This window comes from Arthrobacter sp. Soil762, assembly GCF_001428335.1.
Classification (GTDB): domain Bacteria; phylum Actinomycetota; class Actinomycetes; order Actinomycetales; family Micrococcaceae; genus Arthrobacter.
In genome coordinates, this window is the sequence record NZ_LMSG01000001.1 from 75,665 (window position 1) to 89,628 (window position 13,964).

Annotated in this window: 14 protein-coding genes; 6 read left to right on the forward strand and 8 right to left on the reverse strand. The window is 66.1% G+C overall.

Annotated features, from left to right (window positions below; translation table 11 throughout):
- Window positions 1-10: 10 nt before the first annotated feature.
- Complete coding sequence (locus ASG77_RS22785; RefSeq protein ID WP_268760627.1) at window positions 11-139, reverse strand: hypothetical protein; 129 nt, start codon at window positions 137-139, stop codon at window positions 11-13.
- Between ASG77_RS22785 and ASG77_RS00355 the strand changes: the two genes are divergently transcribed.
- A complete protein-coding gene (locus ASG77_RS00355) occupies window positions 123-506 on the forward strand; it encodes a DUF4389 domain-containing protein (protein ID WP_056339632.1) in 384 nt (127 codons plus the stop codon). The genes ASG77_RS22785 and ASG77_RS00355 overlap by 17 nt on opposite strands.
- 4 nt (window positions 507-510) lie before the next feature.
- Here ASG77_RS00355 and rsgA read toward each other — a convergent pair whose 3' ends face one another.
- A complete protein-coding gene (rsgA, locus tag ASG77_RS00360) occupies window positions 511-1,707 on the reverse strand; it encodes a ribosome small subunit-dependent GTPase A (protein WP_056339634.1) in 1,197 nt (398 codons plus the stop codon).
- 287 nt (window positions 1,708-1,994) lie between these two features.
- Complete coding sequence (locus tag ASG77_RS00365) at window positions 1,995-2,534, reverse strand: dihydrofolate reductase family protein (protein ID WP_056339637.1); 540 nt, start codon at window positions 2,532-2,534, stop codon at window positions 1,995-1,997.
- Window positions 2,535-2,557: 23 nt separating this feature from the next.
- On the opposite strand from ASG77_RS00365, the gene ASG77_RS00370 reads away from it, so the two are divergent.
- Window positions 2,558-2,818, forward strand: coding sequence for a putative quinol monooxygenase (locus tag ASG77_RS00370; protein ID WP_156380148.1), 261 nt, complete (start codon window positions 2,558-2,560; stop codon window positions 2,816-2,818).
- Between the two features lie 5 nt (window positions 2,819-2,823).
- Here ASG77_RS00370 and ASG77_RS00375 read toward each other — a convergent pair whose 3' ends face one another.
- Both ASG77_RS00375 and ASG77_RS00380 read right to left on the reverse strand, forming a co-directional pair.
- A complete protein-coding gene (locus ASG77_RS00375) occupies window positions 2,824-3,408 on the reverse strand; it encodes a histidine phosphatase family protein (RefSeq protein WP_056339642.1) in 585 nt (194 codons plus the stop codon).
- 62 nt (window positions 3,409-3,470) lie between these two features.
- Entirely contained in the window at window positions 3,471-4,286 is an 816-nt protein-coding gene (locus ASG77_RS00380; protein WP_082575761.1) for an alpha/beta fold hydrolase, read from the reverse strand.
- 354 nt (window positions 4,287-4,640) lie between these two features.
- On the opposite strand from ASG77_RS00380, the gene ASG77_RS00385 reads away from it, so the two are divergent.
- Entirely contained in the window at window positions 4,641-5,582 is a 942-nt protein-coding gene (locus ASG77_RS00385) for a 5'-3' exonuclease (protein WP_200950592.1), read from the forward strand.
- A gap of 62 nt (window positions 5,583-5,644) precedes the next feature.
- Here ASG77_RS00385 and ASG77_RS00390 read toward each other — a convergent pair whose 3' ends face one another.
- Window positions 5,645-6,778: an HNH endonuclease signature motif containing protein gene (locus ASG77_RS00390; RefSeq protein WP_056339653.1), complete on the reverse strand. Its 1,134-nt coding sequence runs from the start codon at window positions 6,776-6,778 to the stop codon at window positions 5,645-5,647.
- A gap of 685 nt (window positions 6,779-7,463) precedes the next feature.
- Complete coding sequence (locus ASG77_RS00400; protein ID WP_056339658.1) at window positions 7,464-8,042, reverse strand: hypothetical protein; 579 nt, start codon at window positions 8,040-8,042, stop codon at window positions 7,464-7,466.
- 162 nt (window positions 8,043-8,204) lie between these two features.
- Between ASG77_RS00400 and ASG77_RS00405 the strand changes: the two genes are divergently transcribed.
- From ASG77_RS00405 to ASG77_RS00415, 3 genes are all read left to right on the forward strand, one after another.
- On the forward strand, window positions 8,205-10,364 hold the full coding sequence (locus ASG77_RS00405) for an elongation factor G-like protein EF-G2 (protein ID WP_056339661.1): 2,160 nt from the start codon (window positions 8,205-8,207) through the stop codon (window positions 10,362-10,364).
- 24 nt (window positions 10,365-10,388) lie between these two features.
- Entirely contained in the window at window positions 10,389-11,666 is a 1,278-nt protein-coding gene (locus tag ASG77_RS00410; RefSeq protein ID WP_056339663.1) for an MFS transporter, read from the forward strand.
- Between the two features lie 102 nt (window positions 11,667-11,768).
- Entirely contained in the window at window positions 11,769-13,622 is a 1,854-nt protein-coding gene (locus ASG77_RS00415; RefSeq protein WP_056339667.1) for a gamma-glutamyltransferase family protein, read from the forward strand.
- Window positions 13,623-13,665: 43 nt separating this feature from the next.
- Here the strand turns inward: ASG77_RS00415 and ASG77_RS00420 are convergent, their stop codons facing one another.
- Window positions 13,666-13,926: a hypothetical protein gene (locus ASG77_RS00420; protein WP_056341460.1), complete on the reverse strand. Its 261-nt coding sequence runs from the start codon at window positions 13,924-13,926 to the stop codon at window positions 13,666-13,668.
- Window positions 13,927-13,964: the final 38 nt, after the last annotated feature.

The following is a 13,964-nucleotide window of genomic DNA, read 5'->3' on the forward strand; positions in this document are numbered from 1 at the left end:
CGGAGTCCTGCTAGGGCAGCCAGTGTTCGACGATCTGGTTGATACTTCTTTGGTGGGGCTGGAACTTGCTGATCATGTACTCGTAGTCGAGCAGGCCTTCGCCGAGCGGGTCGCCGGCATAGGTGAACCCGACCCGCACCAGTACCGTCCGTTGGACCGACCCCGAAACCCCAGGCATCAGGTACGAGACCGGGACGGGATTCTCGCTGTTTGGCTTCCTGGTCCTTGTTGCGGCGCTAATACTGCTGTCCAGCGGCCGCTACCAGCGCCCGCTGTTCGACCTGCTCATGGACTTCAACCGCTGGATCTACCGCGTCATCACCTACGCAGCCCTGATGCGCGATGAATATCCGCCGTTCCGCCTGGACCAGGGCGCATCAGAACTCCAGGCGTGGCAGCCAGATGCCGGCGACGGGAGCACACTGCCCGCCCCGGCCCCACCGGCTGGCCCCCTTCCGCCGGCCACCGCCGCCGTCGGACCTACGGTCCGCGGTCAGGGTCAATGACGGCTCAGCGCCGCTTACGTTTGGACCGTTGCTCCTCCCGTCGCTCGGAACTGTCACGTTCAGCGGAACGCTGCGATTTGGCTGCCACCACCACCTTCTGGTGCCACTCGCGTTGGTAGGCCCGGCGGGCGGCGGCATCCGTGCGGCGGGCCAGCGCGGCGAGTTCGCGCTGGAGTTTTCCGTAGCTGAGCCAGCGGCGCTCCTCCAGCGTCCCGTCCGCCAAGGCCGCCTGCACGGCGCAGCCGGGCTCCTGCTGGTGGGCGCAGTCAGAGAACCGGCAGCGGCTGGCCAGATCCTCGACGTCGCCGAACATCTCGACCAGGCCTTCACCGGCGTCGAACAGGCCGAATCCGCGGACGCCCGGCGTGTCCATGAGGACGGCGCCGTTCGCCAGCGGCACGAGTTCCCGGGACGTGGTCGTGTGCCTGCCCTTGAAGTCGTCGGAGCGGACCTCGCCGGTGTGCTGGACGTGGTGGCCCACGAGGGCGTTGATGAGCGTGGATTTGCCGGCACCTGAGGGACCTAGGAGGACCAGTGTGCTGTGCGGCGGCAGGTGCGAAAGTAGCGCATCGATCCCGTCACCGTTCTCGGCTGACGTGGTGACCACCTCCACGCCTGCAGCCTGCAGGATCACCTTCCCGACGACGTCGTCTGCTATGTCAGCAAGGTCGGCTTTGGTGATGATCACCAGCGGAACCGCGCCGGAATCCCAGGCTGCAACGAGCGTGCGTTCGAGGCGGTTGTGCGTGAGCGGCCGGTCCACCGGGACCACCACACCCACCACATCCATGTTCGCGGCCAGGACCTGCGCCTCCGAGGAATCTTCAAAGGCGCGCTTCCGGCTGAGCTCAGACCGGCGCGGGAGGATCCCTGTGATCTGGCGGCCGCCCGCGCGGTTGGGCCCGATCCAGACCCAGTCCCCAGTGACCGGAACGCCGGCATCGAGCGGGTACGGCAGATGGAGAAGCTCGCGGCCGACGGCTGTGAGGACGAGGTTGCGGTCCAAGCGCACCACCCGGCCTCGCTCGTAGCGCTGCTCCGCGGGGTGACTGGTCTGGTGTTCGGGTTGCGGTTGGTGCGCGTCAAAATACGCGGCGACGGCGGGGGAGTAGCCGTACGTGGCGGGTCCTTCGGGCCCGGGGGTCGTGTCGGAGGTTGATAGGGAATAGCTGTCCAGGCTGATGCCTGAGGAATTGTTCAAGGTGAGTCCTCGGGAGAGGTCTCCAGACTCCGGAATCAGCGTAGCCCTGCGGCCGTTAGGCCTGTCCGTTGGTGAGTTGCGCGCTTACGTCGTGCGGGTGCTGGAGACGGTGGTGATTGGTTTGATGTGTGCGGGGCGCTCTGGGCGCACGGCTGTAGCAGTCATCAAAACCACCTCCGTTTCTCTCCAAATGTCCGGATGCTGTCACGGACGCTCGGCTCTGAGTCTAGCTGCCAGCGGCTACGTTGAGTATGGCAACGTCCGCTTGGTTCCGGCGCCGGTTCCCGTTAGCCCGTGGGGCCGATCAGTTGGTAGTTCAGCAGCACGATGCCGGACGGAAAGGAGCGGCACTCCCGGAGCGCAAGTTTTGTCCGCTCGCTGATCCTGCCGAAGAAGGGCACCCCGCCGCCGAGGATGACCGGCACGACGGCGACGCCCAGTTCGTCCAGTAGACCCAACTCGATGAATTCAGTGATGAGCTGACCGCCGCCGAACACGCAAATGTCCTTCTCCTCAGGGATGGCGGGCTTTATCAGGGCGACAAGATCGCGCAAATCGCCGGAGTACAGGTGCGTGTTCCGTCCCGTGGCCAGGGTTTCATCGTGGGAGAGAACATACGTGGGAACCGCGGAGCCCCGGCCGCCCATTGCCGCCATTTCCCGGTAGGTATTGGCACCCATGACATAGGCTCCGGTTCGGCGCTCAGTTGCCTCGAATCCGTAATCCTCATTCTTGGCCATGGCATCGTTCAGCCATGACAGGTCTCCGCTCTCTGAACGGATGTAGCCATCGAGGCTTACCGCCATGCCGCCAAAGATAGTGCCCATAGTCGCGACGCTATCCAGCGCCGATGTCACGGTCAAGAACACCGCGGCGCCGGCCGGCAACTCTGGCTTACGCCCTTGTGGTGGCGGCTCGGGTAGTCCGCTACCAGGTGGAACCGGAAGAAACGGAAACGGTCCTGGGCCTGCTGGGCGAGATGGCCGCAGCCACGCGTACGGAGGAGGCCAACATTTCCTGCGATTTCTTCCAAGGCGTGGAGGACCCCGCGCAGATCGTGATCCTGGAGCGCAGGACCATCCAAACGTTCGAGGTTACGGCGGACGCCTAGGTTTATCAGCCCTGGGCTGCAGCCACTACGCGCTCGCCGTTGAAGTATTCGAGGTGCCAGCCCTCGGTGGCATGGAAGTGGGCAAGGTTCAGCACCGCGTTGTCGATCCTGTGCAATGTGCGGCCGATGGCGCGGTTAAGGCTCACCCGGAGGAGTGTGCCATGTGCGACCACAAGGACGCGGCGGGCGGGGAATTCTTCGGCTAGCGCTTCCAGTGCACCCAACCCGCGCGCAGCCGCGTCTTCCTCGCTTTCGGCGCCGCGGTAACCACCGGGTATGCGCAGGGCCTCCAGCTCGGGGCCGGCCTGCAACCCCTCTGCCGGTCCGAAGCTGCGTTCGGCGAGCGCCGGAATGTGCCGCGTAACGCTCAGCCCCAGCCCGTCCGCAATCACGCTGGCGGTTTCCGCGGCACGGCTAAGCGGCGAGGACACGATCGCATCCCACTCGTAGTCTGACAGGACATCGACGGCGTCGCGCGCCTGCCGACGGCCGACGTCGTTCAGCGGAATGTCGGTGGCTCCCTGGAGCCGACGCTGCGCATTCCAGTCTGTCTGGCCATGGCGGATCAGGGCGAAGGTCGTAAGGGTCATGCTGTCCATTCTGCCCTGACGGCGGCACGGTCAGGGCAGCCGCGAGGATCAAGGCAACCTTTCTAGGCCCAAGGGTCCGGTCCGGCGTTCCGGTCGATGAAGTCCAAAACAGCCGGATGGGCGGGATCAATGAGATGCCCGCCCGGGACCAGAACCGTATGGGTAAAGGGCAACGCACCCGACAACCTTGCGTTCACGGACCGGCAGGCCTCGGGGGAGTCCTCGGCGGAGACGATCAGGGCGGGCCGGCGGATCCCGGCGAGTTGCTCCTCGTTCAGTTCCAATGCATCGTCGCTGAGATCCAGGCCGTGGCCGTTGATTTCGGCCAGGACAGCGTGGCTCATGCCGGCAAACATCTGTTTGACCCCGGGGGGAATCGACTCCCATGTCGCGTCCCCAAGGGCTTCCCGGATCACAATCTCGGCAGCAAGCCCGGGCTCACCGTCCGCGCGCTCAAGCACACGGCGCCGCAGGTCGCGGGCCCAGGCATCCGCATCAGCAGCAATGGTGAACAACGCAGGTTCCAGGAGGACCAGGGCTTTGACTTTGTCCGGGAAACGGCGGGCAAGTTCGACGGCGATCAGGCCGCCTGTGCTGCGGCCGATCACGATCGCCGGCCCGGCATGGAGCGCCGCCAGGACTGCCGCGGCGTCGTCGACATGATCCACCAGGTCCAAGGTCGCGAACGGCCGCGGCGGGGCACTGCGGTGGAAACCCCTGCGGTCGTAGATGATGCAGCGGCCATGCCGGGCGAGTTCGGTTGCGGCGTCCGCCCACATCACAGCCGAACTGGGTGTTCCGTGCACGCCTAGTATTGGTGTCCCTTGGCCGCTCTCTTCGTAGTAGAGATCAACACCGTTGACGCTGAGGTGGGGCATGTCGTCAGCCTGGAGTTCGCGCGCTCATCGAAGGACACCACCCGGGCTCATGGGCCCGGCCAGTGCTCCCGGTCGAAGCCATAGGGGTTGGGAACAGCTTTCCGGTCTGCCGGTGCGGCGGGGCCGTTCCGGTCGTCGTCGTGATGACGTGACGGCGCGCGCCGGTCACTAACCTGTTTCAAGGGCACGCCGGGCGCGGTCTTTACGGGTGCATCTTCGGCCAAGGGGAAACCTCTCAACACGGAAGTTCTTGGTCCGCTGCTTGAACCGATAGAGGCATCCTAACCCCATGGGAGCGTTCTGTCGCTGGTAAATGCTCGTAGCCCGGCAGCTTCTTCCGTGTCAGGATCAGGTATGCCACACCGCCTGATGCTGCTTGATACTGCGTCGCTGTACTTTCGCGCCTTTTATGGTTTACCGGACACGATCCGCAGTGCTGACGGAACGCCGGTGAACGCGGCTCGCGGCCTCCTGGACATGATCGCCCGCCTCACCACGGATTACGAGGCAACGCATCTGATTGCCTGCTGGGACGACGACTGGCGTCCGCAGTGGCGCGTGGACCTCATCCCGACCTACAAGTCGCACCGGGTTGCCGAACTTGTGTCAGATGCCCCCGACGTCGAGGTCGTCCCGGACGCGCTCGAGGCGCAGCTTCCGATGATCCGCCGCGCGCTCGAACTCGCCGGCATCGCCATCGTGGGGGCCGCGGAACACGAGGCCGATGACGTCGTCGGGACCTATGCCAGCCACGCGGACCTCCCAGTGGATGTGGTCACCGGCGACCGTGATCTTTTCCAGACCGTCAACGATGACCGTCAGGTCCGGGTCATCTACACCGCGCGGGGCATGAGGAACCTCGAAGTCGTGACGGACGCCGTCGTCGTCGGGAAGTACCGCGTGCTGCCCGAACAGTATGCCGATTACGCGACCCTTCGCGGCGACGCCTCCGACGGGCTGCCAGGCGTTGCCGGCATCGGCGAGAAGACCGCCGCGTCGCTCCTGGGCGAGTACGGCACACTTAAGAACCTGCTCGCTGCAGCCGCCGACGGGGGAGGCGGAGTATCCGCGTCCGTGCGGTCAAAGCTCGCCGCGGCCGCGGACTACCTTACGGTCGCGCCAACGGTGGTGAAAATTGTGCGCAACCTCAAGCTTCCCACCCTCGAGGAAGCGGGTGCGCAGCTGCACCCCGTCGAAGGAGAATCGCGAGCCGAACTGGAGCGTCTCGCCGTCGAATGGAACCTTGGAGGCTCGGTCAAACGGCTGCTCGACGCGCTTGACCGTCAGAAACAGTAACTGCCGCATGCGTTTCCGGCTTGGGACGTCCGGTCCGCACGGGCAGCCGGGTCCCGGAGGAGCTAGACCAGCTGAGGGGCGCCCCACTCCGGCCATGGTTCGTCGGCTGGTGCCTGTTGCCAGATCCATGCCGGAAGGGGATCCTCAGGCATGGACACGCCGAGACGATGTTCCAGCTCGTCAGGTGGGAACAGGTCAGATGAGAGCTCGTCCGGGGCAGGATCGTGGAGCGGCCACTGCAGCCAGACGCACTCCGGCATAGGATCTACCGGGCGCAGACCTTCAAGCGGTTCGCCGGGCAGGGAGTCTTCGGGCAGGGCAGGACCAACGTCCCGGTGCCATAGTTGGTTCAGGCTTTCGGATGGCCAATCGGGTGGTTCCCAGTCCTGTTGTTCGCTGGCGTACTGACGGCCTGTCGGTGAAATCCAGCCGGGTGGCTTGTCCCTGGTCGCCCCAGTGGGTGTCCAGCCGCTGGCGTGTTTCAGCCTGTGATGCTTGGTGCATGGCTGCCCGAGGTTAATGATGCCGGTGGTGCCGCCGTCGGCCCAGGCGAGGAGGTGGTCGGCCTCATTGTCCAGAGACTGGTTGCTGCAGCCGGGGAACGGGCATTTCCCGTCCCGCAGACGGAGCCATTGCCGCATGCTGACGGGGATGCGGTAGCTGGTCCGTCCGATCTCCAGCGGCGCCCCGTCGCGGGGATCAGTCAAGACACGGTGGAACGACGAGGAACTTTCGGCCATCAGACGGCTGGCCATCGACGCCGGGATGGGGCCGTACCCATCGAGCATTGCGGGTTCGTCGGTGAGGCCCATGAGGGCGAACACCGGCACGGTCACGAGCACCTGTGCCGACGGTGACGTCACGTGCTCCGCAGTGCCGCCAAGGAGCCACGTGGCGGCCACGTCGGCGCGGATTTGGCTCAGGTTCCGGTCCTCACGGGGCCCTTGGAGGGCGCGGGCCGCGGTGGTGGTGCGGTCCCAGATCCCGGCCGCCTGGTCCGCGGGGAGGTACGCGCTCAGCCAGGCCATGCCGTCCCGGTCCGGGGCGAACTCCAGCCGGCGGTCCAGGGCGCTTTTGGTGTGGCGTTTTTCGATGCTGTCCGGGTGGTGGCGTTCGCGCCAGGTCCGGGCTTTGTGCCGGAACCGGGACGGCACGAGTTCCCCCCGCGGGGCACCCCTGTGCAGGGTTGGGTGCATCGGGGTCCAGAAAGTGGGCTTCCAACGCGGCGGCGCCGGCGGCGTCCAAGTTCGCGGTTTCATCGACCATTGCCCGGGCGTGCTGCCACGAAATGCTCCCGTCCTGCAGGGCGGCCAGCGTCAGCGGGAGGGTGGTGGTCAGTTCGTGGGCCTCGGACAGAAGCGCACCGGCCGTCCGTTCGCTGACCGTCAGGACGCACGCGACCTCGGAGGCCACTGCCATGTCCTGCGCGATGAGGCCTTGTGGCAGGGCATTCGGGGAGGCCATCGCCCGCGTAGTGTCAGCGAACCCGGCGGCGGCGTGGACTACGAGGGCAGCCGCGGCAGCTTGCAGTCGGGCAGCCTCCGCGAGGGTGTCCAGCCAGGCGTCGGACTGATGCCGCAGCGGATCCGGATCCCCTTCACCCGAAGGATCTGCGCCAGGGATCACCAGAGCAAGCGCAGCAACGGAAGCCCTAATGGCCTCCAACGCCTCCACCGCGGTTGTCCTTTTCATACTCACATCATCTTGCGAGGGTCTGACATTTAAGGTTCCTTCTAGCCAGTGACGAGAAATACTTTGGGAAGGTTTTTCGCGCGGGGCCTCAAGTGTCCGTTCGCGCACGGGTGTGGGGGAGTGGCCTCAAGTGTCCGTTCGCGCAGCGTGCGGGCCTGGAAGGGTGCCGCGCTCTGACGCGTTGGCTGCTCAGTCAGCCGTGAGGAACCGGCCGTTCCTGATCCGCGACGGGCCAAAGACGAGGGTCACGGGGGCAATCGTCCGCGGCCGGTGATCCCGCGACAGGGGACGGCCGACGGCGACATGGGGCACCCAGTGCGGGTACCGGTAGCCCAGCGCCGGGGAACTGAGGATGAAGTCGTCCACATTGTCCACGAGGAGCCGGTCCAGGAGATCATGCAGGCCCTGCACCAGGGACACCTGGTAGTCGTGCACGCGATCGGGCACATCCACTTCGAGCCCGGAGATGCCGCCGCCACCCAGCACGATCAGTTGTTCCGAGGTGCCCGCAAACCCGTCCAGTATGGGCAGGCCCTGCAACCAGCCCGTCGTGCGCCGGGCGGCTTCACCGGCCGGGGTGATCCCCTTGGTCCAGTCCGCGACGTCCTGCGCAAAATCCGCCAGGATGCCGATATGCAGCAGCGTCAGGTGCAGCCCCTGCGGCCTGCGCGGGGCATTGACATAGCTGGCCAGCGCCTCGTAGTCGGACGGGCCCGCACCAACCGTGAGGACGGGAACCTCCACTGTGATGCGCGGAACCGGCGGCATGGGACCCCCTCACAGTGGCGCGGACTCTTGGGCTCTGGCTGCCATTATCCTCCGCTGCGGCCACGTCGTCCCGGCGCGTGCTCTTGCCCTTGCGCCCGCCAGGGTGTCGAATCAGAGAACACGATTCGGCCCGGTGCATGGCAAAGACGCCAGGAGGTTCCCATGTCAGTGAAAGGCGCAAAGGACACAGCGCGGACACCGGGGCGTGGAGGGCCGGAAGTGCGCCGGGCTGATGCTTCCAACGGCATCGCCGCAACGGATCCGGAACAGGTGCGCAACGTGGCGCTCGTGGGGCATTCGGGCGCCGGGAAAACCCTGCTGGTCGAAGCATTGCTGGCCGCCCACGGCATGATTACACGCAAAGGCTCCATCGCGGACGGCACCACCGTCAGCGACTCCGACGTGTCAGCAGTGCGGCAGCAGCGGTCGGTCACGCTGTCCCTGGTCCCGCTGCTCATCAACGGCACTAAGGTGAACCTGCTGGATACGCCGGGGTATCCGGACTTTATCGGCGAACTTCGGGCGGGGCTCCGGGCTGCGGACGCCGCCCTCTTTGTTGTCTCCGCCGTTGACGGCATCGACGCCACCACTACGGCGCTCTGGGGCGAATGCGAAAGCCTCGGGATGCCGCGGGCTGTGGTCATCACCCGCCTGGACCACCCCCGGGCAGATTACGACGGCGTCCTGGCCGCCTGCCAGCAGGCGTTCGGCGACGCGGTGCTGCCGTTGTACGTCCCGGTCCGGTCCGGCGTCGAAACCACCGGGCTGCTGGGATTGCTGACGGGCACAGTCTCTGACTACTCCGCCGGGGAGGCGGACGCCAGTTCCCGGGACGTTGACGCCGGTGAGCGCGCGGCGTCGGAAGCCGCCCGGGGCCGGCTCATCGAAGGGATCATCGCCGAGAGCGAGGACGAGACCCTGATGGATCGCTATCTGGGCGGTGAGGAAATCGATACCGATGTCCTCATCGCGGACCTGGAAACCGCCGTCGCCCGCGGCTCCTTTTTCCCAGTGGTGCCGGCCTCGGCTGTCACCGGCCTCGGCACGGCGGAACTGCTGGAAGTCCTGACCCGGGGCTTCCCGTCGCCGGTGGAGGGCGGCCTCCCTGAGGTGACCGACCTGGCGGGCGCTCCAGCGGCGGCCTTGGCCTGTGACGCGGACGGGCCGCTGGCCGCTGAGGTGGTCCGCACTACCATTGATCCGTTCCTGGGGAGGGTCTGCCTGACGCGTGTATTTTCAGGTACTTTGCGTGCTGACACTCCAGTGCACGTCGGCGGGCACGGGCTCGCGGACCGCGGCCATCAGGATCACGACACCGACGAGCGCGTCACCCACCTGTATTCTCCGCTGGGCCCCACCCTGCGTCCTGTCGCGCACTGCGTGGCCGGTGACATCTGCGCGGTGGCGAAACTGGGAAGCGCCGAAACCGGGGACACCATTTCGGCGAAGGACCAGCCGCTCCTGCTGGCTACCTGGGAGATGCCGGAGCCGCTGATGCCAGTGGCCGTCGAGGCGGACTCGCGCAGTGACGAGGACGCGCTGGCCCGGAGTCTGGCGAAGGTGGCCGCCGGCGATCCCACGCTGCGTGTTGAGCGGAACGCGGAAACACACCAGCTGATCCTCTGGTGCATGGGGGAGGCCCATGCCGAGGTGGTGCTGGACAGGCTGCGCGACCAGGGCGTGAAGCTGCACACCATTGACGTCGTGACGCCACTGCGGGAAACGTTCGCCGCCCCGGCTACGGGCCACGGCCGGCACGTCAAACAGTCCGGCGGCCACGGGCAGTATGCCGTCTGCGACATCGACGTGGAGCCGCTGGACCGTGGCGGCGGGTTCGAATTCGTCGACAAAACGGTGGGCGGGGTGATCCCCGGAACGTTCATCTCCTCCGTGGAGAAAGGGGTGCGTGCGCAGATGCAGAAAGGGCTGGCTGCCGGGTTCCCCGTGGTGGACCTCCGCGTCACCCTGGTGGGCGGCAAGGCCCACAGCGTTGACTCTTCCGACGCCGCCTTCCAGGCGGCGGGGGCCCTGGCGCTCCGGGAGGCTGCCGCGGCCGGTCGTATCCAGCTGCTCGAGCCGGTTTCCGCGGTCAGCATCACCGTGTCCGAGGCGCACGTGGGGGCCGTGATGAGTGACCTCTCAGCACGCCGCGGACGGCTCACCGGCACGGCCACCTCCGGTAGTGAGCTGACCGAAATCAGCGCGGAAGTCCCGGACCAGGAACTGCTGAAGTACGCTGTGGAGCTGCGGGCGCTGACTGCCGGGACCGGCCGGTTCCGGCGCCGGTACCTCCGGCATGACCCGGTGCCCAGCGGCTTATGAACGCCACGTTATGAACGGATCGTCATGAACGCCGCCGCGCGGAAGATCCAGCGCATCTACCTCACCCTGACGCTGGGCAACACCCTTGCGGCCTCGTTCATCTGGGGCATCAATACGCTGTTTCTGTTGGATGCCGGGCTGAGCAACCTGGAAGCATTCGCGGCCAACGCCTTTTTCACGGCCGGCATGGTCCTGTTCGAAGTGCCTACCGGGGTCATCGCGGACGGTTGGGGACGCCGGGTCTCATTCCTGCTCGGCACCGTGACCCTGGCTGCCTCCACCTACCTGTACTACCTGCTCTGGCAGTTGTCCGCTCCCTTCTGGGCCTGGGCAGTGGTGTCGGTCCTTCTGGGCCTGGGCTTCACGTTCTTCTCCGGGGCCGTGGAGGCTTGGCTGGTGGATGCGTTGCGTTTCTCCGGCTACGACGGTGAGTTGGAGGCAGTGTTCGGGCGGGCATTGATGGTCTCCGGCGTCGCGATGCTCGTCGGTTCGACGGCCGGCGGCGTGATTGCCCAGGCCACTGACCTCGGCGTGCCGTTCCTGTTGCGCGTTGGAGTGCTCCTGGCGATGTTCGGGGTGGCCTTTTGGCTGATGCGCGATGTGGGCTTCACTCCGGAACGTTCTCCCCATCCGCTCAAGGCGAGCCGGGACGTGTTGTCAGCCTCCATCGACAACGGCCTGAAAAACCCGCCCGTACGGTACATCATGCTCGCAGCGCCTTTCAGCGCCGGCGTCGGGATCTATGTTTTCTATGCCCTGCAGCCCTACCTGCTGGAGCTCTTCGGTGACCCGCGCGCCTACTCTGTCGCCGGCCTCGCGGCGGGCATTGTGGCCGGGGCCCAGGTGGTGGGCGGCTGGCTGGCGCCCATGGTCCGGCGCCTGGTCCGCAAACGCACCACGGTCCTGGTAGCGAGCAGCAGCATGGGCGCCTTGATCCTGGTGGCCCTCGGCGTTACGCGTGTGTTCTGGGTGGCGTTGCTGCTGCTGGTGCTGTGGGCCCTGATCTCAGCGGCGGGCACTCCGGTGCGGCAGGCCTATTTGAACGACATGATTGCTTCAAAACAGCGGGCAACGGTACTCAGCTTCGATTCACTCATGGGATCCAGCGGCGGAATTGTCGTGCAGCCGCTGATGGGCCGGGCAGCGGACGTATACGGCTACCCCCTTTCTCTGGCCATCAGCGGTGTGATCGAACTGTTCGCCGTGCCGTTCCTGCTGGCGAGCCGGCGGCGGCGCTCGCCGGCAGACACAGCAACCACCGAAGCCGGCACAGCATCCACCGAAACCGGCACGCCGGCCTGAGGCCATGGCCTCGGCACAAAAGTTTGAGCCTTGAGAGTCCCAACCCGGCGGAGTATTGTGGCGCAAACCCACCCTGCGCAACACCCCGACTTGGGAGAGATCATGCCTAGTGTGCGACGTCAATTAGCTGCTGTGACGGCTGTTCTGGCCTTGAGCGTGACGGGTGGGGCGGTGACCAGTCCCGCGTTCGCAGACCCCCGGGAAATCAAGAAGGAGGCGATGGCGGCCGGGTACGGCGGGGCGGTGAGCACCGTTGACCCGGAGGCGTCCGCTGCGGCTATCGAGGTCCTGCGCGACGGCGGCAATGCGGCGGATGCCGCCGTGGCCGCGGCCGCGACCCTGGGTGTGACCGAGCCTTACAGCGCCGGCGTCGGCGGAGGCGGATACTTCGTGTTCTACGACGCGAAGACCGGCAAAGTGGGAACCATCGATGGTCGGGAAACGGCTCCGGCAACGATGCCGACCACTGCGTTCGTGAATCCGGCCACCGGCGTCGTCTACACGTTCGCAGAGCTCGTCTCGAGCGGCGTCTCCGTGGGCGTCCCCGGAACGCCGGCGACGTGGGAACGGGCGCTGGAGCGTTGGGGGACGCTGGACCTTGACGAGGCCCTCGAACCTGCCATCAAGGTGGCCAACCGCGGCTTCGTGGTGGACGAGACCTTCCGCCAGCAGACACTCGACAACAAAGTCCGGTTCTCGGCCTTCCCCGCCACGGCGAGTCTCTTCCTGCCCGGCGGTGACGCTCCCGCCGTCGGCAGTATTTTCCACAGCAAGGACCTCGCCAAGACGTACCGGCTCCTCGCGAAGGACGGAACGGATGCCTTCTACGGCGGACAGCTCGCGACGGAGATCGCGGCAACTGTCAAGGACCCGCCGAAAGACCCCGCCTGGGTGCCTCCTGTGACTGTCCCGCCCACCAGCATTCCAGCCCTTCCGGGCTACCTGACGACGGCGGATCTCGCCGCATACCGGACGCTGGACCAGGAACCCACACATGTGGAGTACCGCGGTTATGACGTGTACGGCATGGCGCCCTCCAGCAGTGGCGGGACCACCGTGGGCGAAGCGCTGAACATCCTGGAACCGTTTGACTTGTCGCCCACGGCAAAACCAGCTGCGTTGCACCACTACCTCGAGGCCAGCGCGCTCGCCTTCGCTGACCGCGCCAAGTACCTCGGGGACCCGGCATTTGCCGATGTCCCCACCGAAGCCCTCACTGACCCGGTGTTTGGCAAGGAGCGGGCGTGCGCCATTGACCCCGGGACGGCGGCAATCAAGCCTGTACCTGCCGGGGACGTGGCATCGTACGACGGTGCGTGCACGGTTTCGCCTGCAGCGGCCGCAGACGAGAAGGACACCGAAAACATCTCCACCACCAACCTCACGGTCGCTGACAAGTGGGGGAACGTCGTGGAGTACACCCTCACCATCGAGCAGACCGGCGGTTCCGGCATCGTGGTTCCCGGCCGCGGGTTCCTGCTCAACAACGAGCTCACCGACTTCTCTTATACGTCGACCAATCCGGAGGACCCGAACCGGATCGAGCAGGGCAAGCGCCCACGGTCCTCGATGTCGCCCACCATCATCCTTAAGGACGAGAAGCCGTTCCTGGCGCTCGGTTCGCCCGGCGGATCGACCATTATCACCACGTTGCTGCAGACCATCCTCAACAGGGTGGACCTGGGTATGAGCATCCTGGACTCGCTCGCGGCCCCGCGGGCGTCCCAGCGCAACACCGCCAACGTCACGGCAGAGCCGGACTTCATCAAGGCCTATGGAGACGCTCTGGCACCATACGGTCACAAGTTGGTGCCCGCAGGGGACGCCTTCACATCGGCAGCCGAAATCGGCGCCGCGACAGCCATCGAGTTTGGGCCTGGCAATAGCATGACCGCGGTTGCCGAGCCCCTGCGGCGCGGTGGCGGTGCTGCGATGGTGGTCAAACCGTCGCGATGAGCCTGCCTGGCGCGGGTAAGCCGGATGGCCGCGGTGGCCCGGGTTACTGCGCCATCCCGGGCCGGATGGGGACAAACTCGATAGTGGTCTGCACCTTTTTCTGCGGACCACGGGAAAAACCCTTGGCATCAAGCTGGTTCTGGGCGCGGTACACCGCCAGGGCGTCGTCGTAGATCTCGTTGAGCCGGCGGCCGGAGAACTCCTCCTGGGAGCCGTCGCTGAACGTGACAGTCACGGTGGCACTGGCGGGAAAGTGCCTCTTCATGCGGATGAAGCCTTCGGGGTCCTGCTGGAGGTTGATCAAGGGAAATCCTGCTTTCATGGTCGACGACCTCCAGTCTG

What these genes read in the sequence shown, in the direction of transcription:
- ASG77_RS00365 (WP_056339637.1), bottom strand. Translation starts at nt 2,534, where the DNA reads ATGGGCACTATCTTTGGCGGCATGGCGGTAAGCCTCGATGGCTACATC.
- ASG77_RS00405 (WP_056339661.1), top strand. Translation starts at nt 8,205, where the DNA reads ATGTCAGTGAAAGGCGCAAAGGACACAGCGCGGACACCGGGGCGTGGA.
- ASG77_RS00415 (WP_056339667.1), top strand. Translation starts at nt 11,769, where the DNA reads ATGCCTAGTGTGCGACGTCAATTAGCTGCTGTGACGGCTGTTCTGGCC.
- ASG77_RS00400 (WP_056339658.1), bottom strand. Translation starts at nt 8,042, where the DNA reads ATGCCGCCGGTTCCGCGCATCACAGTGGAGGTTCCCGTCCTCACGGTT.
- ASG77_RS00385 (WP_200950592.1), top strand. Translation starts at nt 4,641, where the DNA reads ATGCCACACCGCCTGATGCTGCTTGATACTGCGTCGCTGTACTTTCGC.
- ASG77_RS00410 (WP_056339663.1), top strand. Translation starts at nt 10,389, where the DNA reads ATGAACGCCGCCGCGCGGAAGATCCAGCGCATCTACCTCACCCTGACG.
- ASG77_RS00375 (WP_056339642.1), bottom strand. Translation starts at nt 3,408, where the DNA reads ATGACCCTTACGACCTTCGCCCTGATCCGCCATGGCCAGACAGACTGG.
- ASG77_RS00370 (WP_156380148.1), top strand. Translation starts at nt 2,558, where the DNA reads ATGTCACGGTCAAGAACACCGCGGCGCCGGCCGGCAACTCTGGCTTAC.
- ASG77_RS00380 (WP_082575761.1), bottom strand. Translation starts at nt 4,286, where the DNA reads ATGCCCCACCTCAGCGTCAACGGTGTTGATCTCTACTACGAAGAGAGC.
- ASG77_RS00390 (WP_056339653.1), bottom strand. Translation starts at nt 6,778, where the DNA reads ATGCACCCAACCCTGCACAGGGGTGCCCCGCGGGGGGAACTCGTGCCG.